Raw genomic sequence first — 21,415 nt, 5'->3', positions numbered from 1 at the left:
CTAGGCAATTAATGCTGGACGGGTGCCTCCACCCCTACGCCGGTAAGCGAGCGGACTTCCATTTCTGCAGAAAGCTCCTCCAAGTCGTCTGGCTTGGTCATGATGGAGACCAACCAGCCGACGAAGAAGGACAGCGGAATGGATACCAAGCCCGGCGAGGAAAGCGGGAAGATAGCCCAGTCCGCGCCCGGGAACATGGAGATCTCAGAACCGGAGACTGCTGGGGAGAAGAAGATGAGCACCAAGCAGGACACCACGCCGGTATACATGGAGGCCACCGCGCCTGCGGTATTGAAGCGACGCCAGTACAGGGAGTACAAGATAGTCGGCAGGTTGGCAGAAGCCGCAACCGCGAAAGCCAAGGAGACCAAAAACGCCACGTTCTGGGTCATGGCCAGAATGCCCAAGATGATAGCCACGATGCCAAGGACCACCACGGTGGCCTGGGAAACGCGAACTTGCTCGGCTTCTGTGGACTTACCATTGCGGATGACCGCATGGTAAATATCGTGCGCGATGGATGCCGAGGCGGTAATGGCCAGGCCAGCAACCACGGCAAGCACGGTGGCGAAGGCCACTGCGGAAATAACCGCCATGAAGATAGAGCCGCCAATCTCCAGCGCAAGCAGTGGTGCCGCGGCATTAGCCCCGCCCGGCGCGGCGAGGATGCGGTCCGGACCGACCAAGGCGGCGGCGCCGTATCCCAGGACCAAGGTCATCAGATAGAAGGCGCCGATGATGACAATCGCCCAGGTAACAGAACGGCGGGCTTCAGTAGCGGTAGGCACGGTGTAGAAGCGCATCAACACGTGCGGCAGGCCGCCCACACCAAGCACCAGCGAAATGCCCAAGGAGATGAAATCCAGCTTGGTGGCGGTGGTGGCGCCGTATTTCAGGCCAGGGGCCATGATGTCTTTAGCTTCATAGCCCTTCTCCTTAATCTGTTCAGAGGCGGCGTGCATATCAATGGCGTTGTTAAACAGCGCGCTAAATCCACCGCGCAGTGCAATGAATACCAAGAAGCACATGATGACTACGCCGGCTACTAGGAGCACAGCCTTGATCATCTGAACGTAGGTGGTGCCTTTCATGCCACCGACCAATACATAGACAATCATGAGCACACCAACGATGCCCACGACGACCGCCTGCCACTTAAAATCGTGGATATCCAGCAGCACGGCCACTAGAGAACCAGCGCCTGCCATCTGTGCGATGAGATAGAAGAGCGTGACAAAGAGGGTGGCGATGGACGCCGCTACGCGCACGGGCTTCTGCTTCAAACGGAAAGACAAGACATCCGCCATGGTGAAGCGGCCCACGTTACGCATGGGCTCAGCGACGAGCATGAGTGCTACCAGCCAGGCAACAAAGAAGCCGACTGAGTACAAAAAGCCGTCGTAGCCATTGAGCGCCACAGCACCAACGATGCCCAGGAACGATGCCGCGGAAAGGTAGTCACCAGAGATGGCTAGGCCGTTTTGTCGGCCGGAGAAGGTGCCGCCGCCGGTATAAAAGTCCGAGGCTTTCTTCGTGGTCTTTCCGGCGCGCAGCACCACCGCCATGGTGATGAAAAGGAAGATGCCGAAAATGGAGATATTCAAGATGGGATTGCCAGCGGAAGATTCGGCGGCGAGGGTGGTGGTAATCATTACATGCCCTCCAGCTCTTCACGGATGGCGGCCGACTTAGGCTCGATATTCTTATTGGCATACTTCACGTAGATCCACGTGATAATGAAGGTGGTGAGGAACTGGGCTAGGCCGAAAACCAGTCCGATATTCCAGCCGCCACCAAGCTCGATTGCCATAAAGCCAGGGGCAAACACGGCAGCTAGAACGTAGACCACGTACCACACAAAGAAGGCCACGGTCATGGGAAAAGTAAAACTCCGGTAGGTACGGCGCAGCTCGCCGAATTCGGCGGAGTCGCGCATCGCGATGAACTCGCTACCGGTGGGTTCGCGGCGCGAGACAGGAGTTGCAGCTACGTCACTCATAGAGCTTCGTCTCCTTGGGTGAGAGGAACTTAGGTCACACGAGATAATGTGTTATTAATCACTATCCATGTTTCCATGTAAGTTACCGAACATTTTCTGCAAGGTTGTGAACTCTGCCAAGAAAACACCTCACCTCTCCACCCTTTCAAGCTGATAGGTTCCGCCGAGCTGGATCAACGTCTTTAGCCAACTACCCCCATCGGTGGAAACAACCCCCCTTTTGCGAAGATTGTTAACAGCCGCTTGACAAAAGAAAAGCCCCCGGTGAGGGGGCTTAAACTGCGGGTGAGACTATTCCTCGTCGCCAGGGAACTCGCGCGGGTCATTAAACATGCGACCAAAGCCCTCCTGGCCTTCCAGGGCATCGATGGCGGATACTTCCTCCGCCGTAAGCTCCAACTCGGTGGAAGCGAGGTTTTCCTTTAGCCGCTCGGTGCGCGCGGACTTCGGGATCACGGACATCCCCTTAGACATGAGATAAGCCAGCACAACCTGTCCCTCGGTGGCCTCATGGTCAGCGGCAGCTTGCTCAATCACTGGGTTATTGAGCACTACCCCGCGTGCCAACGGGGCCCATGCCTCGGTGACGATGTCATTATCGTGATGGAAAGCGCGCAAACCGGACTGCGTAAAGCCCGGGTGAATCTCCACCTGGTTAAGCACCGGAGAAATACCGGTGGTGGAAATCAAGTCCTTGAGCACGTCCTCGTAGAAGTTGGCCACGCCGATGGACGCAATCTGACCCATACCCTGCAGGCGGGCGATAGCCTCAAAGGTCTCGTTGTATAGGCCACCCTGCGGCCACGGCCAGTGGATGAGATACAGGTCAAGATAGTCCAGCTGCAGATCCTTCAGCGACTGCTGGAATGCCTCTTCTACCTTGTGCGCACCGTGGTGGGAATGCCAGACCTTGGAAGTAACAAAGAGCTCATCACGGGTGACATCGCCGGCATCCATTGCCTGCTTGAGGGCGGTGCCTACCGCCTCTTCATTCTTGTACAGCGTAGCGGTATCGAAGTGGCGGTAGCCCAAATCGATGGCCTCACGGATAACGCGGATGCATTCCTCGTCATAGAGCTTGTACGTACCTAGGCCCAGCTGGGGCATTTCGCGGTCATCATTAAAAGTTACGGTTGGCACAGTCATGCCCTCCATTGTGCCGCAGTTTTTAAAGCCGCGCCGAAAACGACGAAACCCCAGGGCGAACCTGGGGTTGAGCGCTTTTAGTCGGCGCGGATGAGGTCAATGATGAAGACCAAGGTGCGGCCGGATAGCGGGTGCGCACCGCCGGCAGGACCATAGGCCTTTTCCGGCGGAATGATGAGCTTGCGACGGCCGCCCACCTTCATTCCCGGAATGCCCTCCTGCCAGCCGGCAATGAGACCGGTCAGTGGGAACTCGATGGACTGGCCACGGTCCCACGAGGAATCGAATTCTTGGTTGGTCTCGTATTCAGCGCCGACGTAGTGGACCTCCACTACGGCACCAGGCTGTGCCTCAGCACCGTCGCCGACGACGATGTCTTCTACGACAAGGTCCGTCGGCGCTGGGCCAGACTGGGCTTCAATAACAGGCTTATCCATGGGGATTATTCTCCTTGGGAAATCTAGTTTGTTCGTGCGGTCGCATTAAAAACCGAACCGAGCTGCACCTATTATAGGTGCTACCACCCGATTCGGCTTAATTCGGCGAACCCGCGGGGCGCTTTAGCGCTCGTTACGTGGGGTAACCTTACGCAGGGACTCGCCGGTGTAGATCTGGCGCGGACGGTTGATCTTGGTGTTGATCTCCAGCTGCTCGCGGTACTGAGCAATCCAGCCCGGCAGGCGGCCGATAGCAAAGAGGACGGTGAAGAAGTCCGTCGGGAAGCCCATGGCGCGGTAGATCAGGCCGGTGTAGAAGTCCACGTTCGGGTAGAGCTTGCGGGAGACAAAGTAGTCATCGTTCAGCGCAATCTCTTCCAGCTTCATGGCCAGATCCAGCATCGGGTCGCCACCCAGGTGATCGATGATCTCGTGTGCGGTCTCCTTGACGATGGCAGCGCGTGGGTCGTAGTTCTTGTACACGCGGTGGCCGAAGCCCATGAGGCGAACGCCCTTTTCCTTATTCTTCACGCGGTTCATGAAGTCGGTAGCGTCACCATCGTGGTTGTTCTGGATATCTTCCAACATCTCCAGAACGGCTTGGTTTGCACCACCGTGCAGTGGGCCGGACAGAGCGTTAATGCCGCCAGCAATAGAGACGAACATGTTCGCCTGCGCGGAACCAATCATGCGCACGGTGGAAGTAGAGCAGTTCTGCTCGTGGTCAGCGTGCAGAATGAGCAGCTTATCCAGGGCCTTAGCTACGACCGGGTCAACCTCGTATTCCTCGGTTGGGTAGCCAAACATCATGCGCAAGAAGTTCTCGCGGGCGTTCAGGCTATTATCCGGGTACATATAAGGCTTACCCTGGGAAGCTCGGTAGGCATAGGCGGCCAGCATTGGCACCTTAGCCAGCAGGCGAACGGTTGCCTTATCCAGCTGCTCTGGGTCCAGCGGGTTGAGCTGGTCCTGGTAGTAAGCGGAGAGAATGTTAAGGGAGGAAGCTAGCACCGCCATCGGGTGTGCGTTGCGCGGGAAGATGTTGAACGCGGCCTTGAAATCCTCATCCAGCAGGGTGTGGTGGCGAATTTCCTTATTAAAGTGGCTGAGCTCTTCCTCGTTGGGCAGGTGACCCTTGATCAGGAGGTAAGAAACTTCGTTGAAGGAAGCATTTTCTGCAAGGTCTGCAATGTCGTAGCCACGGTGGCGCAGGATGCCCTCTTCACCATTAATGAAGGTGATCTTGGACTCGGTGGAACCGGTGGAGGTGTAACCAGGGTCGAAGGTAACAAGTCCGGTTTCGTTACGGAGCTTGGAGATGTCAAAGCCGGAGTCACCCTCGGTGGACTGCTTGATGTCCATCTCGTACTCGCCGCCTGGGTACTGGAGCACTACTTTGTTGTCTTCAGAAGCCACGGAAGTTCCTTTCTCTTTGTGAGAGTCATTATTAGGCACTAACTTAAAGAAGCTAGTTGGATAGCTCTTCACAGTTTAGCAAACTTTGTGACGCCGCCTACAAGTTTCGGTCGACTAAAATAACTGCCGTTCGACCGGAACTGTCCTACACTGACACTCATGAGCACTCCAGAACTTACGCTGCCCGCCCATCTCCTGCCTGCCGACGGCCGCTTTGGCTGTGGCCCCTCCAAGGTTCGCCCCGACCAGCTTGCAGCCATAGAACCTGCAGTCATGGGCACCTCCCACCGCAAGCCAGCGGTCAAAAACCTCGTAGGTTCGGTACGGGAAGGATTAAGCGCTCTCTTCTCGTTGCCAGAAGGCTACGAAATTGTCCTCTCTGTGGGCGGCGCCACCGCTTTCTGGGATGCCGCCACTTTCGGACTCATTGAACGCCACTCCGCGCACCTTACCTTTGGCGAGTTTTCCACTAAGTTTGCAAAGTCTGCCGCGGGTGCCCCTTGGCTTGATGCCCCGTCCATCGTGGAGGCTCCCGCGGGCACCGTGCCCGACGTAGGCGATCTCTCCGCGGAGGCGGACGTGGTTGCTTGGGCGCATAATGAAACCTCCACCGGTGCGATGGCAGAGGTCACCCGCCCACACCCGCGCAACGACCAACAATTGGTGGTTGTAGACGCCACCTCTGGGGCAGGCGGCCTGCCGGTAAATATCGCCGACACGGACGTCTACTACTTCTCGCCGCAGAAATGCTTTGCCTCTGACGGCGGCCTGTGGCTAGCCGCCATGTCCCCCGCCGCCCTGGAGCGGATTGAAAGGATCAACGCCTCTGAGCGCTATATCCCTAATTTCCTCAACCTTCAAACCGCAGTGGATAACTCGCGCAAGAACCAGACCTATAACACCCCGGCGATTGCCACCCTGCTCATGCTGGATAACCAAATCCAGTGGATGAATGAGAACGGAGGCTTGGACGGCATGGTAGAGCGCACCACGCAGTCCTCTACTAACCTGTACCGCTGGGCCGAATCCCGCCCAGAGGCCACTCCATTCGTCGCACATCCTGCTTCTCGTTCGCTCGTGGTGGGCACTATCGACTTTGCAGCCTCCGTCGATGCCGCAGCGCTCGCCGCCACCCTGCGCGCCAACGGCATCGTGGACGTGGAACCGTACCGCAAGCTGGGCCGCAACCAACTGCGCATCGGCATGTTCCCCGCCATTGATCCGGAGGATATCGCTAAGCTCACCCAGTGCATTGACTACGTCTTGGATGCAAAGTAACGCATCACTCACTCAACATGCCCCGCCGCCTCGCAGGCCGTGGGGCTTTTCACGTTATAGTTGAATGCATCACAGAATTGTCCGCCGTCGATAGGCAAAAGGAGCGCCCTATTATGCGCGAGCTGTTCCCAGTTGACAGCGAATCGACTGAAACCTCTTTGGTGCTGCGCACCGAAGACGGCGAAGAGTTTTTCCTCTCCATCACCGATGAACTGCGCGAGGTCCTGCAGGGTGAGCAGCAGGAAACCCCGGAAGAAGAGCCGGCGGCTCCCGCCATCAGCCTTGCCAAGCCCGCCAAACCGGAGCCGGTTGAAGAGGCAAAGATTCGCCCGGCGGAGATCCAAAACCGCATCCGCGCCGGTGCCTCCGCGGCGGAAGTGGCGGAAGAAATGGGCGTGCCCGAGTCCCGCATTGAACCCTTCGCCTACCCGGTCATGCTGGAGCGCAACCGCATCGCGGAGATTGCCAAGCAGGCTCACCCGGTACGCGAGGACGGCCCAGCCAAGCTCACCCTGTGGGAGGTTCTTGCTACCGCCTTTGCCGCTCGCGGACACTCACTGTCCGAGTCCACCTGGGACGCCTACCGCCACCAGGGCGAGGCCTGGATCGTGCGCGTGACGTGGAAGGCCGGCCTGTCCGAGAACGAAGCCGAGTGGTACTTCAAGCAGTCCATGTCCTCGCCCGCCACGGTGGAGGCCCGCAACTCGGTGGCCGCAGACCTAACGGACCCGGACTTCGTACAGCCGGTGCGCTCGCTGACCTCGTTGGGCAGTGGCCGCTACGACGAAGCTATCGACGGCGATCAGCCCAGCAACGTCACTGACCTCACTGCGCCAACCACCCCGCCGGAAGAGCCCGAGGAAGAGGAGTTCCTACAGAACCCCTCCCCGGAAGAAAAGCCCGCCAAGCGCCGCCGCAAGGCCGTCACTCCGCATTGGGAGGACGTACTACTCGGCGTTCGCTCCAATACCAAGCGCCCTAGGGACTAATCGTGGACATCTCTCACGCAGTACTCACTCTCTGGTACATCTCTAAGCCCAACGCAGAAGAGGTGCTAAAGACCGAGCCCAAGGCGGATCGCGGCTTTGGGCGAAAATTCCTCGCCCAATTAGACCCGACATTCCCGGTCACCCCGATTGGGCAATTCCCGCTTAACCGCTCCGCGCAGACGGATCCACATGAGTACTACATCGGCGGCTACCCCGGCATCACCGTGGTACAGACGGTGTGCCAAGATGACTCCGTCCTCCTCTCTCAGCTGCCGGAAACCCTACTCAATGCGGTCCCCGCCCAGCGCGTCATTGCGCTGGCGAGTAATGAAAAGGAAGGCTATGCCGGCTTCGCCCTGTGGGAAGGCGGCCAGCTCAAGCGCTGCCTGTGCGCTACGCGCGAGCACCTTTATGAAGACACCGGCCTGCCAGAGCCTTTCGAGGCGCCCTACTGGGCAGGAGAAAAGTACGAACCGATCGGTGGCATTTCCCTGCCCTTCGAGCCGCAGGGCATCATGGAGGCGGCCCAGGAGTACTGGCTCGGCATCGAGGTAGGACACGATGGCCCGGATCTGGACGTCGTAGGCTACGCGGTTGACGGCCGCCCAGAGCCGAAGATCGACCCGCCGAAGCCGAAGCGGACCGTGGGCGAGCTAGCTGCGCAGTCGGCCAATAAGCTGGGTCTGAACGATTATGACGATTACGAGGACCACAGCGCCGAGCCGGAATCCACTGGCGAGGAGATCATCTCCACTGCGAAGCATCTGGGCTCCCTCATCGGCAATTGGGGCGCTCAGACGTTTAGGTCGCTCAAGGAGCGCTGGCGTTCATAAAAGGAAATGGCGGCGGCCGTCGCCACATTGAGGGAATCCGTACCAGGGGCCATCGGTATGCGTGCGCGCACGTCGGTGGCCTTCATTGCGTGTTCGGTAAGGCCAGGGCCTTCCGCACCGACGAGCATGGCCACCTTATCCAAGCCATGCATGGCCTCGGCCAAATGCACCGCGTGGGGGTTGGGGGTTAAGGAAATGAGGGTGAAGGAGGCGTCGGCAAGCGCCTGCAAGGAACGCTGCCACGTGGTGAACCCGCCTTCCAAATGGGCAAAGGGCAAGCGCAGCACGTGCCCCATGGATACGCGCACCGAGCGTCGATAGAGCGGATCTGCGGCCCCTGAGCCGAGCAGCACCGCGTCCACCCCCATGCCGGCGGCGTGGCGGAAGATTGCGCCAATATTCTCGTGATCGCCCACGCCCTCCAGCACTGCGATGGTTTTCGCGGTCTTCAAAATCTCTCCCAGATCCGGCTCTGGGGCGCGGTCCGCGGCGGCGACAAGCCCGCGGTGCATATCAAAGCCCGCTACCTCTGCGAGGGTCTCGCGGGAGACCTCGTAGATGGGGCACTCAGGCTCGCCATACTCGGAAACGTATGCTTCCAGCTTCTTAGGAAAGCCCACCAAGCAACGCATGGGGAACCGGGATTCGGCCAGCCGGGAGACCACCAGCGGGCCCTCTGCAATGACGAGACCCTCGCCGGTTTTATCGGATTTGTTGAGGTTCCGAATATCGTCCAGGCGAGGGTCTGCGGGGTCAGTAATCAGCATGCCTTTAGGCTAGCCGATAGCATTGGAAATCGGATCCATGCCAAAGAAAATCACGAAGAGGCCGGCCAAGAGCCACATGATCCAGTGCACTTCCTTGGCCTTACCGGCAAAGGTGGATATGAGCGCGAAGGAGATAAAGCCTACGCCAATACCGTTGGCAATGGAATAGGTAAAGGGCATGATCACAATGGTCAAGAAGGCGGGGATGGCGATTTCCATCTTGGTCCAGCGGATCTCGGTCAGCTGCGCGGCCATCATCACGCCGACGATGACCAAAACTGGGGAGGCGGCCTCGATGGGCACGATTTCATAGAGAGGGGTCAAAAACATCGCGGCGAGGAACAAAAGGCCGGTCATCAGGTTGGCCAGGCCGGTGCGGGCGCCATCGGCAATGCCGGCGGAGGAATCCGCGAAGACGGTATTGGAAGAAGCAGAGCCCAGGCCGCCGGCCACTGCACCGAAGCCTTCTACGACGAGGGCCTTTTTCATATCGGGGAGGTTGCCCTCGGCGTCGACAAGCTTGCCTTGCTTGCCCAAGCCGGTCATGGTGCCCATCGCATCAAAGAAGTTGGTAAGCAACAGGGTGAAAATGAGCAAGACGGTGGAAACCACGCCGATTTTCGTGAATGCGCCTACCAGGTTCACATCACCCACAATGGATAGGTCCGGAATCCCACCGAGCGCTTCTGGTTTGACGGGCGCGGCCATGCCCCAGTCCTCGGAGCCGGTAAATGCCTGCACGATAAAAGCGATGATGGTGGTGAGCACGATGGCGATAAAAAGCCCGCCCGGCACATTCCGGATAACCATGAAGGAACAGATAATAAGGCCGATGACAAAGACCAGCGCCGGCCAAGTGGAAATCGATCCATTAATGCCCAAGCCCACCGGCACGGTGGTATGCGCAGCGTCCGGCACGCGGGTGACAAAACCACCGTCCACAAGGCCGATCATGGCGATGAACATGCCGATGCCCTCGATAACCACCAGGCCCATCGATTCTTGCCAGGTCAGCCCACTGGTGGCAACCATGCTCACGCCCACGAAGGTATTCATGCCCAGGCCGGCGGCCATGGCGAAGGGGTATTTGGCAATAGCGCCGAAGAGGATAGACATTACGCCCGCGACCAGCGCGGTGGCGGCAGCAACCTGCGGCACGCCCAGCGCGTAGCCGTCTGCATCTTCGGTGGTGCCGAGGATCAGCGGATTCAAGAGAATGATATAGGCCATGGCGAAGAACGAGACCGTTCCCGCGCGTAGCTCGGTTCCAATGGAGGAACCACGTTCAGAGATATGGAAGTAGCGATCGAGAGTGGCTTTCAACGCCTGCGCCTTTCACGTACAGCGAGTCTTACGCCATAAGTGTGCTGTCTTAGTCCTCGAAATCAAAATCCTGGAAGATGGGTTTTTCATCATCGAAGGCAACTTCGGGGTTCTTTTCTTCCCGCACCCGTGTCTGGGAATGCGCGCCACAACCATAACGCGAGTGCACTACCCGTCCGTCCGCGGAATACTCATTGGCACAGACGCCGTAGTTTTCCATCAGCTCTACATAAAACGCACAGGTGCGGCATTGCAGGCGCGCCTTGGCCGCCATATCCGTATTCGGGCCACGCTCGGTGCGCCAGCGCTTCTTGGCGTCGTCCAAGCCGGACTTGGAAAGTTTGTCGCCGTCCAGGCGGGAATCATCTACGGCCGGTGGCATCAAATCACCCGGCCCAAGGTCGCCCGGCCGCACGCGATCCTCATAGGGCACCCATTCCGGCGGCTGCAGAGCCTCCCCGCCTGGCACCAGCGCCACTTCATTGACGGTGACGTAGCGCGATCCCTCCGCACAGGCGAGCACCGCCTGCCATTCCCAGCCGGGGTAGCCAGGCATCTCTGCTTCAAATCGGTGGGTAGCAACGTTTCGGCCTATCCCAGCGACGCCGATATGCTTGCCGACGCCCCCTTCCCCCACCTCATCCAGCGCCTCGCGCGCAATGCGCACGGCGCGGGAATCGATCAACGGATTTGCTTTTCGCTTACTCACGCCCCTCATTATTCATTATGGGGCGTACACGGTGGTACATATGGTGCATGTCGTTTCTTTCCCGCGCCGCCTGCATTCTCCTGCCCTGCACCCTCGTTGCCTGTTCCTCTACCCATGCAGAACCCGAAGTTGAGCACCTCTCCGTGGAGGTCTTAGGCACCGCTTCCCTGCCGGCCAATTCCTTTACTCAAGGCCTCGAAACCGATCCGGACGGCAACCTGCTCCTTGGCACCGGCCAATGGGGCGAATCCCGCCTAGAGCGCTTCTCCCCCGAAACCGGCGAAACCTTAGCCGAAACGCACCTGGATAACCGCTACTTTGGCGAAGGCATCACCCAGGCCGGAGATTCCATCTGGCAGTTGACCTGGAAATCCGGCCAGACCCTGAAATACGACCAGGACCTGCGCCAGGTCGATACCGCCTCCTACACCGGTGAAGGGTGGGGGCTGTGTAATAACGGCGAAGATCTTCTCATGTCCGATGGCTCCGCTACCCTGCGGCATATGGATCCGGAAACTTTTGCGGAGCGCTCGACCACCGACGTCAGCCTGGAAGGAAAACCCCTCGAGGACATCAATGAGCTGGAGTGCGTGGGCGATTCCGTTTATGCCAATGTGTGGATGGATGACAATATCTACCGCATCGATCCTTCCACCGGCCGCGTGACCGCCGTCATTTCCACCGACGCCATAGATAAATCCCGCTATACCGACCCCGATGACGTCCTCAACGGCATCGCGCACATCAAAGACGATGAGTTCTGGCTTACCGGCAAGCGGTGGAAAGAACTCTTCCACGTTCGAGTAAGGTAAAGGCCCATGGCAACCCGTAAGGAAGCAAGGAAAAAGTCGCTGCTGCAGATCTTGGCCCTCATCGTGGTCGTGGCAGTCATCGTCGCCGCCGTAGTGATCTTCCAGAACTGGTGGAACCAGCGGCCGGGTCCCGATCCGCGCGAAATCAAAGTGACCGCCTCCGTGGGCGATAATTCCATCGACTTCGCCCCTTATATCGCGTGCGAGCCCGGCGCCGATTGCCCGGAGGGCGAGGTCCCGAACCTCACCGTAGGGGAAGACGACACCCTCAAGCTGGAAATCCCCGAAGAGATTTCTGATCATGAATGGAAGATTCTCTCCATCTACGATGACCCCGCCGCCAATGATGAAACCGCGCACGGCGCGAACGAGACTACTGAAGTATCAATCCCCGGATCGGTAGAGCCCATCAAGGCCTCCACCGGCAAACGCCCCCGCCTCAAGGTGGTAGAGATTTCCTCCATGATGATCGGCACCGATGACAACGGTGACGAAACCCCCTTGGCCACCGTGTGGTCGCTCACCACGATGACCGATAAAGAACGAGAAGCCTCCGCGGAGGAATCCACGAAGGCTTCTGATTAGCTATCCAAATCCTTCGCAATTGCGCGAAGGATTTCTGCTACCTGGCGGCCGGTCTTGCGCTCCGGGTAGCGGCCGGAATTGAGCACCGGCTGAATCTGTGACTCCAGCAAAGTCATTACATCAGAGACCATGCTGCCGAGTTCCTCGGGCTTGCGGGCCGGCGTGCGGCGACGCGGCTTATCCAATACCTTGACCCGCAGCGCCTGCGGACCACGGCGGCCAGCCGCGAAATCGAAATCGATGCGCTGGCCTGGGAACAGCTCCTCTACTCCCTTAGGCAACACGTTGCGGCCGACATAGACGTCTTCATCGCCCGGGTTGCTGACGAAACCGAAACCTTTCTCGGCGTCATACCACTTCACTTTGCCAATAGGCATAGGTACCCACCTCTTCTCTAGGGGAAAATCTTTATTTTAGCTGCCTGGTCAAAACAACAGAAGTCGCGCACGCTAACGCGACACACCTCTGCTATGTGTCACAGATCACATATTGCCATTCACCTGCACAAATGTCCTCGCACGCGCCACATTCGCCCCATTCCTTTCCCATTTAGTGTCCATAACGTGACACTTTCGTTATAAACCGCTACGCTGTCCCCCAGACATTTAAGAGCCGTTAAGAAAGTTGCCCTCGCCCGCCCTTTCTTTTTGGTACATATTCTTTGCACTTAATGCGGGCACACAGAGAGGACTAACTACATGGGACGCCACTCCGCTAAGAACCGCATGGCCGCTAAGTTCACCGCCGGCACCGTCGCCTTCGGCGCCGCTGCTGCCATCATGGCACCAACCGCATCTGCTGCCCCAGATTCCGACTGGGACCGCCTGGCACAGTGCGAGGCCGGCGGCAACTGGCACATCAACACCGGCAACGGCTTCTACGGCGGACTGCAGTTCAACCAGCAGACCTGGCAGGCTAATGGCGGCGGCGAGTTCGCAGCTACCGCTGACCAGGCTTCCCGCGAGCAGCAGATCGTTGTTGCTGAGCGCGTACTTGCTTCCCAGGGCTGGGGCGCATGGCCGGCTTGCTCCGCTTCCCTTGGCCTGAACTCCGCTCCTACCCAGCGCACCGCTCCGTCCGCTGCACCTAAGGCTCCGGCCCAGGCACCGGCTCCGGTTAAGCAGGCTGCTGCCCAGAAGTCCGATGAGCTGGCCGTTGATGCCCTGTACAACACCATCAAGGATGCCGCTAACTCCTACGGCCTGGCTCTGCCTCCACAGTTCACCGAGCTGTACAAGGCTAACCGCCACGACTTCAACAACTTCTACTCTGCCAACCGCAACGTCATCGACCCGATTGCGCAGATGATTGAGAACATCACCCGCTAAGACACAGCGAAGAAAGGCCCCTTGCTCATGCAGGGGGCCTTTTCTGCGTGAGGGAACGCTAGATACAAATCTTCCCCCACACCGAGGCGGGGGAATGCTTTAGCGGTTGATGCGAGTATAAGGGTGAACGTAGTTCAGCTTCTCTGCCGGCATCGGCAAAATCAGATCATCGCCGTAGGGGCTGGATGCACCAGCAAAAGGCGCAGAGATTTCCGTGATTGCGTGCTCGCGATTTTCGTTCTTCGGCCAAGCCGGGGAAACGTGACCCTTCTTCTCATTCGACATAGTCCCTATTATTTCAAACCTTGCGCAAAAACGTAACTCAATCGATAGCTAAACTGGGAAGTCATCATGACTCAGTCTTCCCATCTTCCGCATTTCCGCACGTGGCTTGCCTCCCTTGACGAAGAAGAGCTGGCAACAGTCCTCCGCAACCGGCCAGATGTGCTCAATCCACTACCCCCAAGTATCGCCGCGCTCGCCACTCGGCTCCTGCTGCGCACCTCTATCGCACGAGCCCTTATGGACTGCTCCGCGGAGCTGCTCGCGGAAATCGAGGACATCGCGCGCCGTGGCGGAGAGCTCGAGGAGGTAGAAGATCTGCATCCGGAGACCACCCGCCAGCTCAAGGAGCGCGGACTAGCGTACGGCAACGTCCTTATTCCGCCTGAGGTCATGCCTGCTTTGCCCACGGGCTGGTCTCTGCTCGAACAGCTGCGAGTCGGCCCAGAAGATATTGCCGAGCTGCCAGCTGAAGAGCGCAAGGTCCTCGAGACCCTGTCCCGGTCCAATGGCCTCGGTACCACGCGGGACGCAGCCGTTGATGCGGATCCGGCCCGACCAATCCCGCGGCTCATCGCCAAGCAGCTGCTCCACCGCGTTGACTCAACCACCGTCCGCCTGCCACGCGCCGTGCACCTTGCGCTGAACGGCAAAACCACCGCGCCTATCCCTGTGGAGGGAATAACTGAATCCCCCTCCCCCGATTCCAAGGCCGATGATGCTGGCACTGCAGCCGGGTTATCCGTCGTGCGCGGCATGCAGCGTGTCATTGACTCCCTAGGCGCTCGGCCGATAGAACTCCTCAAAGACAAGACCGTCGGCGTTCGCCAGCTCACCGGATTAAGCAAGACCCTTAACATTGGCGAGGAGGAGTTGCGCCGCCTCATCGAACTCGGCATGAGTGCCCGCCTACTAAGCCGCGGCGAGCCGAAAAACATGGAGGGCAATTTCCTCGCCCCAACGGAGCTCGCCCAAACCTGGCTCGATGCAAGCCTCGCCGAAAAGTGGCAGCTCCTGTTCGAATCATGGACAACCTCCACGTGGACCAGCGAAGACCGTACTCTAGCGCACACCAATGACCGCCTGCCGAGCTTTAGGGATAAGGTCCTGCAGGTCTATCTGCGTGGGGCGAAACCCTCCTTCGAAGAAGCCCTCCGCTTCCACTTCCCACTCTTTGCCACGCATACCGCGGACGAGACTATCGCCGAGCTCCGTGCGGAAGCCGAGTGGATCGGCGCAATCGCCCTCGAGCGCCCCACCAGCGTGCTTATCGAGGGCCCCGAGGCCGCCGCCCGCCTGACCCCAGATACGGTTGACTACTTTCTAATTCAGGCAGATATGACCGTATTGGTTCCCGGACCGCTCGATCCAGAAACACACCAACGGCTCGAATCCGTCGCGGACCTTGAATCCCCCGGCTTGGCCAGTGTCTACCGCATCTCGGACGCTTCCCTTCGCCGCGGCCTTGATCGCGGAATGACTGGGGAGGAAATCCACGCCTTTTTCGCAGCCCACGGGGAGGTGCCGCAGACGCTGGAGTTCCATATCGGGGACGTCGCCAAGCGCCACGGCACCCTGCGCTCCGGCCCGGCACTGTCCTACCTGCGCAGCGAGGACCCAGCCCTCCTCCAGATTGCGCTCAAGGCCGCGCCTTTGCGTCTGCTTGCTCCCACCGTCGCTATTTCTCAACTGCCGGTACACGACCTGCTGGAGCGGCTGCGCGATCACGGTCTTTCTCCCGCGGCCGAGGACCACAACGGCGCGAGCCTCACGGTTGCACCCGAACCTGCAACGCTACCGACCCCCACCGCGCGTCGGGCTACCGCTTTCCCGGACATTGCGAAGGCCATGCGCAATCTGCGCGATGACTCCGCGCCTTCCACTCCCAGCCTCGATATAGTCCACGCAGCCGCACGCACAGCCCGGCCGATCACCATTGGCTATGCGGATAAGAACGGCAACGAAAAGCACCGCACCGTTACCCCGCTGACGGTCGCGGGTGGGCAAATCGACGCCCGCTCTTCCGACGGCTCCACTATCCGATTTCCCTTGCACCGGATCACCTCCGTTACGCTGGAGCCATGAATGGACCATTAATTGTGCAGTCGGATAAGACCGTCTTGCTCGAGGTGGATCACGCCCAGGCCGCAGAGGCCCGCGCCGCGCTCGCTCCCTTTGCGGAGCTGGAGCGCGCTCCCGAGCACGTGCACACCTACCGCATTACTCCGCTCGCGCTGTGGAATGCCCGCGCGGCCGGACACGACGCCGAGCAGGTCGTCGACGTCCTCGAAAACTACTCGCGCTTTCCGGTCCCCCAAGCCCTGCTTATCGACGTCGCCGAAACCATGTCCCGCTACGGCCGCGTCCGCCTGCACGCCCACCCAGCCCACGGCCTCATTCTCGAGTCCGAAGAGCCACCTATCCTGGAAGAACTCTCCCGTGGCGCAACCGGAAAGCTCCTTGGCGCTCGCATCGACGAGCATTCCATCGCCGTCCCGCCCTCCGAGCGCGGCCGCCTCAAGCAAGCCCTCCTCAAGGCGAGCTGGCCGGCAGAAGATCTCGCAGGTTATGTCGATGGCGAGTCCCACCCCATCGCCCTCAATCATGATGGATGGCAGCTGCGCGATTATCAGCAGTACGCCACCGAGGCCTTTTGGTCCGGCGGCTCTGGCGTCGTGGTGCTGCCGTGCGGTGCTGGCAAAACCATCGTCGGTGCGGCAGCCATGGCCAAAGCAGAATCCACCACGCTCATCTTGGTCACCAATACCGTCGCCGGCCGCCAATGGCGGGACGAACTCCTGCGCCGCACCACGCTGACGGAAAATGAAATCGGCGAATACTCCGGCGAGAAGAAGGAAATCAAGCCCATCACCATTGCCACCTACCAGGTGGTCACGCGTAAAACCAAAGGCGAATACCGCGCCCTCGAGCTCTTCGATTCCCGCGATTGGGGCCTCATCATCTACGACGAGGTCCACCTCCTGCCCGCGCCGGTATTCCGTATGACTTCGGATCTTCAGTCGCGGCGTCGGCTAGGGCTCACCGCCACCCTCGTACGCGAGGACGGCCGCGAGGGCGACGTCTTTTCCCTCATCGGGCCCAAGCGCTACGACGCCCCGTGGAAAGAGCTCGAGATGGCCGGCTATATCGCCACCGCCGAGTGCATCGAAGTCCGCGTAGACATGGACGCCGAGGAGCGCATGCTCTATGCCACCGCCCAACCTCGCGACCGCTACCGCATCGCTGCCCAGGCTGCCGCCAAGCTCCGCGCGGTCGACAAAATCTTGGCCCGCCACCCGCAGCAGGCGCTTATCATCGGCGGCTACGTCGACCAGCTCAAAGAACTCGGCGCGCATCTCGACGCCCCCGTAATCGATGGCTCCACCTCCACTGCTAAGCGCGAACGCCTCTTCCAGCAATTCCGGGATGGCAGCCTTCCCGTTCTGGTGGTGTCCAAGGTCGCCAATTTCTCCATCGATCTCCCCGAGGCCGCCCTAGCCATCCAGGTCTCCGGCACCTTCGGTTCCCGCCAGGAAGAGGCTCAGCGCCTTGGCCGGCTACTCCGCCCCAAGGAAGAAGAGGCGCTCTTTTATTCGCTGGTCACCCGCGATAGCCTCGATGCTGACTACGCCGTGCACCGCCAGCGTTTCCTCGCCGAACAAGGATATGCCTACCGGCTTATCGACGCACTAGACTTAGAACAATGAAAATCTTCAAGTTCGACGTAGACGAGTCCTTTGCCAAGGCCAATAACGAGCTCTTGCGCGATTCCAACCGCCTTCGCCTTTCCGGCCTCGTACTGGGCATCCTGCTCATCATCGGCGGCGCGGCCATCTGGTGGGGATTTTCCTGGGGCATCACTATCGGCCTGGGCATGATTCTATTCGGAATCATGGTGGCCATCGTCGGCTTTGCCGCCGCTCGTAAAGTTGGCACCGCCCAGCAACTCTATGATTCCTATCCCCTTGCGCCGGCCGTCATCGCTGAAGTAAATGAACGCGATATGGTCTTGCTCGCATTGGTGAATACCAATGTGGATCCTTCCCTTTCTCCCCGCTGGGCTGCATGTCTGCGCACCGTGACCGCCATCCCCGGCACCCAACGGACCGTAGGCACCAAGGTTCCCGTTGCAGCTGTTTCTGGCCGCGCGGACAATAACCACTGGCAGCAAATCACCCCGATGCCCATCGCCTGGGGCACTCCTGACGCCGAGACCGTCACCATCGCTCGCAAATCCATCCCCCAAGAGGAATGGCAGCGCCTCGAGCGAGCCCGCAAGCGCCTTTCCGACGTCAAGGCTACTAAGTTCGACCTGCTGGTTCTCTAGAGCTGCATAAGCTACGTCGGATACAGGTCCGTTCACAGACCCAACTGAAACTTCCACGCTAGGCAAGGAATTGGTCGTCATCTTGCCTCGTCCTGTGAGCACACGAGGCAAGATTAACGCCTCGGTAGCCCTCAACGAGAAACCGAGTTACGCGCTAAATATGCAACCCGCGCAATCACAATTAAACCGCGAGGCGGGCGTCTTTATCCTTTCACTTTCTCTCTTTTTGATCGCTGTTGTTGTAGTGCGAGGTATTTTGCCCAGGTGTGGTTCCAGTGTGTTTGGTGTGTGGCTAGGGGCCCGGTGGGGTGGTCTAGTTGGTAGGTGCCGTCTCGGTGGAGCCAGGCGATGGTGCCGGTGATGGGGTCGAGGATGTAGTGGACGCGGCGGTCGGTTTTGATGTTGTGGTGGTGTTGGCAGAGGTTTACTAGGTTGTCTGGGCTGGTCGGTCCGCCTTGGTGGTATTCGATGCGGTGGTCTAGTTGGCACTGTGTGGCGGGGATGGTGCAGCCGGGCCAGCGGCAGGTGGCGTCTCTGCCTTGGGTGTAGGCGCGGATGTCGGCGTCAGGGATGTAGGAGTCTACTTCGTCGGCGTTAAGCCGACGGATGAAGGTGTTGTCTGTGGGGGCATGGTTGAGATTTATCCAACCTGCGCCGGGATGAAAGACGATATTGGTGTCTTCGTTGGTGGTGAAGGTGTTTATAGCGACGCTGGTATGGGTGTCTTCGAGGATGAGATCGATAAGGCCCTGCGCTGCGGTGGTGTGTGCCTTGTTGGTGTACACATCGATATGGCGGGCGATGATTGTGGCGGTAGCACTATCGCAGGTCAAAGATAGTGTAGTGGTGTTATCGGGGTTGTAGTTTATGCGGAGTGTGGGTTGCGGCTTTTCTTCTTTGTCTCCGGGGCGCAAGTGGGTGTCGATGAAGCCGCGGATGAAGCGGCGTAGTTCAGCATCAGTGGGGACTGTTTGATTCGGTGCGGTGGGCGTGAGGAAGTCTGCGAGTGCGGCGTCGATGGCTTCGAGGTCATCTAGGTTATTTTCCAGTCGGTGTAGTTCGCGGTCGATGATGCGCAATTTGGTCAGATCGAGGATCCAGTGGAGTCCTTGCACTTCGGTGACTAGAGGTAGTTGGCGCATGCGGAAGTGGGCGCGCAGGAAGCCTTGGAGTTTCGAGTAGGAGATACCAAGGTCTTTGGCGAGACTGGTCAGGCTTAAATCAACATCTTCGTCTAGTTGGGGGAGGATTGCGCGGTAGAGGAACCAGGAGGTTTTGCGGGTGTAGGTGCCGGCTTGGCCGATGTGGTTGCCGGGTGCGTTGGTGGTGTAGAACGCTTCGGGCACATCACCTTCATCTAGAGGATCAGTATCGGGATGGCCGGAAATGAGGAGGGTGTCGGGATAGTCGAGGGCGGTATCGGGTTGAGGTGGGGATAGTGTGGCAGTCACGGGGTGTACTCCAACAAAAAAGTAGGGGTTCGTACGTGGTTTCTAACCAGTGTCCTTATAGTATCCCGGCTTTCGAACATATGCTCTTGATGGGGGTGTTTATGTTCGAATAGGGTGACCTAAACCTGCAGGGATCTCCAGAGTCACACCCCACACACCGGCGGGGGTAAAAGGAAAGGTTTAGAGTTCGTCGACGCCGGCAAGCAGGGAGCGAATTTCGGGGCAGTTAGCAAACTTCCGCTTTAGCCGACCCAAGAATTCTTCAAAGGAAGTTGGTTCAGCAACCTTTTGGATTTTCCCGAGCAACTCATACGCTTGGTCGCAACCGTACTTGTTTTCCAACTGCTCCTCGACTTTTCGCATCAGAATGGGAATGGTCTCGTCCGGCAAGTCCGGAAGAAGCTGCTCTGCCAAGCTCCATTCAATTCCGGCGTCCGAGGCTGTTGCCCAAGCACGCTCCGGATCATTTAGGCACACGTACTGGAACATCGCTAGGTCCCATGGTTTATCCCGCAGGCGAGTCTGGATGAGTACTGACGCGGTGTCCCCTACGGCCGCAAAAAGCCCACGCGCAGTCGATAGCATTGGAAAACTATCGAAGGCTATCCGGTGCACGGCGGGGCTGCGGTGGGGAAAGTGGGCGTCGCAAAGCGCGGCCCAAAAGTAACGATATGGAAAGTATCCTCCGTGGGCAACGCCAGCATGGCCTTCTCTGAGTACCTATAGGCGAGGTCAAACTGACCTATCTCCGAAAGGCCGCGAATCAGCTGCTCGTATCCGTCCGTATGAGTACGATATACGTCCTCGACAGAGCCAGAAAGCACCGCGAGCCGACGCCTCGCATACGCGCCATGCGCCCGCTCGCGAAGTTCCTTCACGCCCTCTACGCCTAAAGATTCCTCGTACTGCACGGGGTCAACATCTATTTGTTCCGCATACGGCGACTCAAGAATGCCCAACAGCCACTGGGCCAAGTACAGCCCGTCAACCTTTGAAAGTTGAGCTGCATGAGGTAGTTCCTGCGCCAAGCGCTCGGCACTCCAACGCACGGCGTCGTTGACATCCTCAATAAGCGGCAACTGTTGCAGAACTTCGTCAACTGCGCGTTGCGCCACTGGGAAGATATCTTGAGCCTTAATTGGCTCAATTCCATAGCCGGCTAAAAGATGAGGTTCAAACATGGCCGTCTGGAGCAGCTCGCCGGCCTGCCACACCTGGTCGGCGTACTGGCCCGAATCGTCGGGGCCAGCCAAGTTTAGTCCGGTGGGCTTTACAAAGTTAATGGTTACTTCGGCGAGCGTCTGCCTTACTTCTGGCATTCCTTTAAATCCGCAAGGAATTCCTTGAGAGATTCCGTCAGATCCCATATTTGGTTACGCTCGTCTTCAAACATGCGATCAACGAGGAACTCCACACCACCCAGTTCATCCGGATGCAAGCTGTCTAAATAGGCCAGAAGCTTATCGACATCCTTTAAGCCTTGAATTCTCTGCTCTACTTGTTCCACCACAGTAGAAATCTGCCTTTGGTCCATGCGTTTGAGACTAGCAAAACGACGAAAGAAGAGGGCGGTGGTATACCGTCCTCTTCTTTGTTTGTATTTTGTTGTGTTTTTGTTGTTTGGTGTCGGCGGTGACTTACTCTCCCACAACCTCCCGGTTGCAGTACCATCAGCGTGTGCAGGCTTAGCTTCCGGGTTCGGAATGGGACCGGGCGTTTCCCTGCAGCTATTG

At 58.8% G+C, this 21,415-nt stretch carries 22 protein-coding genes and 1 rRNA gene; 9 read left to right on the top strand and 14 right to left on the bottom strand.

What is annotated here, in order from left to right:
- Positions 1–8: 8 nt before the first annotated feature.
- The 5 genes from MHK04_RS11305 to MHK04_RS11285 form a co-directional block, all read right to left on the bottom strand.
- Positions 9–1,652: a monocarboxylic acid transporter gene (locus tag MHK04_RS11305; RefSeq protein ID WP_239208785.1), complete on the bottom strand. Its 1,644-nt coding sequence runs from the start codon at positions 1,650–1,652 to the stop codon at positions 9–11.
- Positions 1,652–1,999 carry a DUF485 domain-containing protein gene (locus tag MHK04_RS11300; RefSeq protein ID WP_023022008.1) on the bottom strand — a complete coding sequence of 116 codons (348 nt, stop codon included), beginning with the start codon at positions 1,997–1,999 and terminating at the stop codon, positions 1,652–1,654. The genes MHK04_RS11305 and MHK04_RS11300 overlap by 1 nt, the downstream gene beginning before the upstream one ends.
- Before the next feature lie 291 nt (positions 2,000–2,290).
- Positions 2,291–3,154: an aldo/keto reductase gene (locus tag MHK04_RS11295; protein WP_200287976.1), complete on the bottom strand. Its 864-nt coding sequence runs from the start codon at positions 3,152–3,154 to the stop codon at positions 2,291–2,293.
- 68 nt (positions 3,155–3,222) lie between these two features.
- The gene (locus tag MHK04_RS11290; RefSeq protein ID WP_005323855.1) at positions 3,223–3,582 is read right to left on the bottom strand and encodes an FKBP-type peptidyl-prolyl cis-trans isomerase; all 360 of its coding nucleotides are present in this window, start codon (positions 3,580–3,582) and stop codon (positions 3,223–3,225) included.
- A gap of 123 nt (positions 3,583–3,705) precedes the next feature.
- Positions 3,706–4,998 (bottom strand): citrate synthase, encoded by a 1,293-nt coding sequence (locus MHK04_RS11285; RefSeq protein WP_023022010.1) that lies wholly within the window; start codon positions 4,996–4,998, stop codon positions 3,706–3,708.
- A 159-nt stretch (positions 4,999–5,157) separates the two neighbouring features.
- On the opposite strand from MHK04_RS11285, the gene serC reads away from it, so the two are divergent.
- The 3 genes from serC (at position 5,158) to MHK04_RS11270 (ending at position 8,098) form a co-directional block, all read left to right on the top strand.
- Complete coding sequence (serC, locus tag MHK04_RS11280) at positions 5,158–6,276, top strand: phosphoserine transaminase (protein WP_200287977.1); 1,119 nt, start codon at positions 5,158–5,160, stop codon at positions 6,274–6,276.
- A 113-nt stretch (positions 6,277–6,389) separates the two neighbouring features.
- Positions 6,390–7,265 (top strand): septation protein SepH, encoded by an 876-nt coding sequence (gene sepH / locus MHK04_RS11275; RefSeq protein ID WP_023022012.1) that lies wholly within the window; start codon positions 6,390–6,392, stop codon positions 7,263–7,265.
- Positions 7,266–7,267: 2 nt separating this feature from the next.
- The gene (locus MHK04_RS11270; RefSeq protein ID WP_239208787.1) at positions 7,268–8,098 is read left to right on the top strand and encodes a DUF6928 family protein; all 831 of its coding nucleotides are present in this window, start codon (positions 7,268–7,270) and stop codon (positions 8,096–8,098) included.
- Here MHK04_RS11270 and MHK04_RS11265 read toward each other — a convergent pair.
- From MHK04_RS11265 to MHK04_RS11255, 3 genes are read right to left on the bottom strand one after another with little or no spacing between them, the layout of a single operon-like run.
- On the bottom strand, positions 8,059–8,865 hold the full coding sequence (locus tag MHK04_RS11265; RefSeq protein WP_239208789.1) for a TrmH family RNA methyltransferase: 807 nt from the start codon (positions 8,863–8,865) through the stop codon (positions 8,059–8,061). The two genes, MHK04_RS11270 and MHK04_RS11265, sit on opposite strands and share 40 nt — an antisense overlap.
- A gap of 9 nt (positions 8,866–8,874) precedes the next feature.
- Positions 8,875–10,188: an NCS2 family permease gene (locus MHK04_RS11260; protein WP_239208791.1), complete on the bottom strand. Its 1,314-nt coding sequence runs from the start codon at positions 10,186–10,188 to the stop codon at positions 8,875–8,877.
- A gap of 49 nt (positions 10,189–10,237) precedes the next feature.
- A complete protein-coding gene (locus MHK04_RS11255; RefSeq protein WP_023022016.1) occupies positions 10,238–10,906 on the bottom strand; it encodes a DUF3027 domain-containing protein in 669 nt (222 codons plus the stop codon).
- A gap of 38 nt (positions 10,907–10,944) precedes the next feature.
- On the opposite strand from MHK04_RS11255, the gene MHK04_RS11250 reads away from it, so the two are divergent.
- Both MHK04_RS11250 and MHK04_RS11245 read left to right on the top strand, forming a co-directional pair.
- On the top strand, positions 10,945–11,709 hold the full coding sequence (locus MHK04_RS11250) for a glutaminyl-peptide cyclotransferase (protein ID WP_023022017.1): 765 nt from the start codon (positions 10,945–10,947) through the stop codon (positions 11,707–11,709).
- A gap of 6 nt (positions 11,710–11,715) precedes the next feature.
- Positions 11,716–12,294, top strand: a complete 579-nt coding sequence (locus MHK04_RS11245) for a DUF2771 domain-containing protein (RefSeq protein ID WP_023022018.1) — start codon at positions 11,716–11,718, stop codon at positions 12,292–12,294.
- Here the strand turns inward: MHK04_RS11245 and MHK04_RS11240 are convergent.
- Entirely contained in the window at positions 12,291–12,671 is a 381-nt protein-coding gene (locus MHK04_RS11240; protein ID WP_005323875.1) for a cold-shock protein, read from the bottom strand. The two genes, MHK04_RS11245 and MHK04_RS11240, sit on opposite strands and share 4 nt — an antisense overlap.
- Positions 12,672–12,992: 321 nt before the next feature.
- Here MHK04_RS11240 and MHK04_RS11235 point away from each other — a divergent pair, with 321 nt between their 5' ends.
- The gene (locus MHK04_RS11235) at positions 12,993–13,622 is read left to right on the top strand and encodes a resuscitation-promoting factor Rpf1 domain-containing protein (protein ID WP_023022019.1); all 630 of its coding nucleotides are present in this window, start codon (positions 12,993–12,995) and stop codon (positions 13,620–13,622) included.
- 99 nt (positions 13,623–13,721) lie between these two features.
- Here MHK04_RS11235 and MHK04_RS11230 read toward each other — a convergent pair whose 3' ends face one another.
- Positions 13,722–13,907 carry a hypothetical protein gene (locus tag MHK04_RS11230; protein ID WP_023022020.1) on the bottom strand — a complete coding sequence of 62 codons (186 nt, stop codon included), beginning with the start codon at positions 13,905–13,907 and terminating at the stop codon, positions 13,722–13,724.
- 66 nt (positions 13,908–13,973) lie between these two features.
- On the opposite strand from MHK04_RS11230, the gene MHK04_RS11225 reads away from it, so the two are divergent.
- Genes MHK04_RS11225 through MHK04_RS11215 form a run of 3 tightly spaced genes read left to right on the top strand, consistent with a single transcriptional unit; the run spans position 13,974 to position 18,231 of the window.
- Positions 13,974–15,989, top strand: coding sequence for a helicase-associated domain-containing protein (locus MHK04_RS11225; protein ID WP_023022021.1), 2,016 nt, complete (start codon positions 13,974–13,976; stop codon positions 15,987–15,989).
- Positions 15,986–17,611 carry a DNA repair helicase XPB gene (locus MHK04_RS11220; RefSeq protein WP_023022022.1) on the top strand — a complete coding sequence of 542 codons (1,626 nt, stop codon included), beginning with the start codon at positions 15,986–15,988 and terminating at the stop codon, positions 17,609–17,611. Before MHK04_RS11225 ends, MHK04_RS11220 begins: the two co-directional genes overlap by 4 nt.
- On the top strand, positions 17,608–18,231 hold the full coding sequence (locus MHK04_RS11215; RefSeq protein ID WP_239208793.1) for a DUF3239 domain-containing protein: 624 nt from the start codon (positions 17,608–17,610) through the stop codon (positions 18,229–18,231). The genes MHK04_RS11220 and MHK04_RS11215 overlap by 4 nt, the downstream gene beginning before the upstream one ends.
- Positions 18,232–18,434: 203 nt before the next feature.
- Here the strand turns inward: MHK04_RS11215 and MHK04_RS11210 are convergent, their stop codons facing one another.
- The 4 genes from MHK04_RS11210 to rrf all read right to left on the bottom strand — a co-directional run.
- Positions 18,435–19,682 (bottom strand): HNH endonuclease signature motif containing protein, encoded by a 1,248-nt coding sequence (locus MHK04_RS11210; RefSeq protein ID WP_239208795.1) that lies wholly within the window; start codon positions 19,680–19,682, stop codon positions 18,435–18,437.
- A gap of 180 nt (positions 19,683–19,862) precedes the next feature.
- On the bottom strand, positions 19,863–20,267 hold the full coding sequence (locus MHK04_RS11205) for a hypothetical protein (protein ID WP_239208797.1): 405 nt from the start codon (positions 20,265–20,267) through the stop codon (positions 19,863–19,865).
- Between the two features lie 17 nt (positions 20,268–20,284).
- Positions 20,285–21,001, bottom strand: a complete 717-nt coding sequence (locus tag MHK04_RS11200) for a hypothetical protein (RefSeq protein ID WP_239208799.1) — start codon at positions 20,999–21,001, stop codon at positions 20,285–20,287.
- Between the two features lie 305 nt (positions 21,002–21,306).
- Positions 21,307–21,415 (bottom strand): 5S ribosomal RNA (gene rrf, locus MHK04_RS11195); the annotation flags it as partial.

Source organism: Corynebacterium nasorum, assembly GCF_022345765.1.
GTDB classification, from domain to species: domain Bacteria; phylum Actinomycetota; class Actinomycetes; order Mycobacteriales; family Mycobacteriaceae; genus Corynebacterium; species Corynebacterium kefirresidentii.
This window is presented reverse-complemented; position numbering and strand designations above follow the sequence as displayed.

What these genes read in the sequence shown, in the direction of transcription:
- MHK04_RS11305 (WP_239208785.1), bottom strand. Translation starts at nt 1,652, where the DNA reads ATGATTACCACCACCCTCGCCGCCGAATCTTCCGCTGGCAATCCCATC.
- MHK04_RS11300 (WP_023022008.1), bottom strand. Translation starts at nt 1,999, where the DNA reads ATGAGTGACGTAGCTGCAACTCCTGTCTCGCGCCGCGAACCCACCGGT.
- MHK04_RS11295 (WP_200287976.1), bottom strand. Translation starts at nt 3,154, where the DNA reads ATGGAGGGCATGACTGTGCCAACCGTAACTTTTAATGATGACCGCGAA.
- MHK04_RS11290 (WP_005323855.1), bottom strand. Translation starts at nt 3,582, where the DNA reads ATGGATAAGCCTGTTATTGAAGCCCAGTCTGGCCCAGCGCCGACGGAC.
- serC (WP_200287977.1), top strand. Translation starts at nt 5,158, where the DNA reads ATGAGCACTCCAGAACTTACGCTGCCCGCCCATCTCCTGCCTGCCGAC.
- sepH (WP_023022012.1), top strand. Translation starts at nt 6,390, where the DNA reads ATGCGCGAGCTGTTCCCAGTTGACAGCGAATCGACTGAAACCTCTTTG.
- MHK04_RS11265 (WP_239208789.1), bottom strand. Translation starts at nt 8,865, where the DNA reads ATGCTGATTACTGACCCCGCAGACCCTCGCCTGGACGATATTCGGAAC.
- MHK04_RS11255 (WP_023022016.1), bottom strand. Translation starts at nt 10,906, where the DNA reads ATGAGGGGCGTGAGTAAGCGAAAAGCAAATCCGTTGATCGATTCCCGC.
- MHK04_RS11250 (WP_023022017.1), top strand. Translation starts at nt 10,945, where the DNA reads ATGTCGTTTCTTTCCCGCGCCGCCTGCATTCTCCTGCCCTGCACCCTC.
- MHK04_RS11245 (WP_023022018.1), top strand. Translation starts at nt 11,716, where the DNA reads ATGGCAACCCGTAAGGAAGCAAGGAAAAAGTCGCTGCTGCAGATCTTG.
- MHK04_RS11240 (WP_005323875.1), bottom strand. Translation starts at nt 12,671, where the DNA reads ATGCCTATTGGCAAAGTGAAGTGGTATGACGCCGAGAAAGGTTTCGGT.
- MHK04_RS11235 (WP_023022019.1), top strand. Translation starts at nt 12,993, where the DNA reads ATGGGACGCCACTCCGCTAAGAACCGCATGGCCGCTAAGTTCACCGCC.
- MHK04_RS11230 (WP_023022020.1), bottom strand. Translation starts at nt 13,907, where the DNA reads ATGTCGAATGAGAAGAAGGGTCACGTTTCCCCGGCTTGGCCGAAGAAC.
- MHK04_RS11225 (WP_023022021.1), top strand. Translation starts at nt 13,974, where the DNA reads ATGACTCAGTCTTCCCATCTTCCGCATTTCCGCACGTGGCTTGCCTCC.
- MHK04_RS11220 (WP_023022022.1), top strand. Translation starts at nt 15,986, where the DNA reads ATGAATGGACCATTAATTGTGCAGTCGGATAAGACCGTCTTGCTCGAG.
- MHK04_RS11215 (WP_239208793.1), top strand. Translation starts at nt 17,608, where the DNA reads ATGAAAATCTTCAAGTTCGACGTAGACGAGTCCTTTGCCAAGGCCAAT.
- MHK04_RS11205 (WP_239208797.1), bottom strand. Translation starts at nt 20,267, where the DNA reads ATGCTATCGACTGCGCGTGGGCTTTTTGCGGCCGTAGGGGACACCGCG.
- MHK04_RS11200 (WP_239208799.1), bottom strand. Translation starts at nt 21,001, where the DNA reads ATGCCAGAAGTAAGGCAGACGCTCGCCGAAGTAACCATTAACTTTGTA.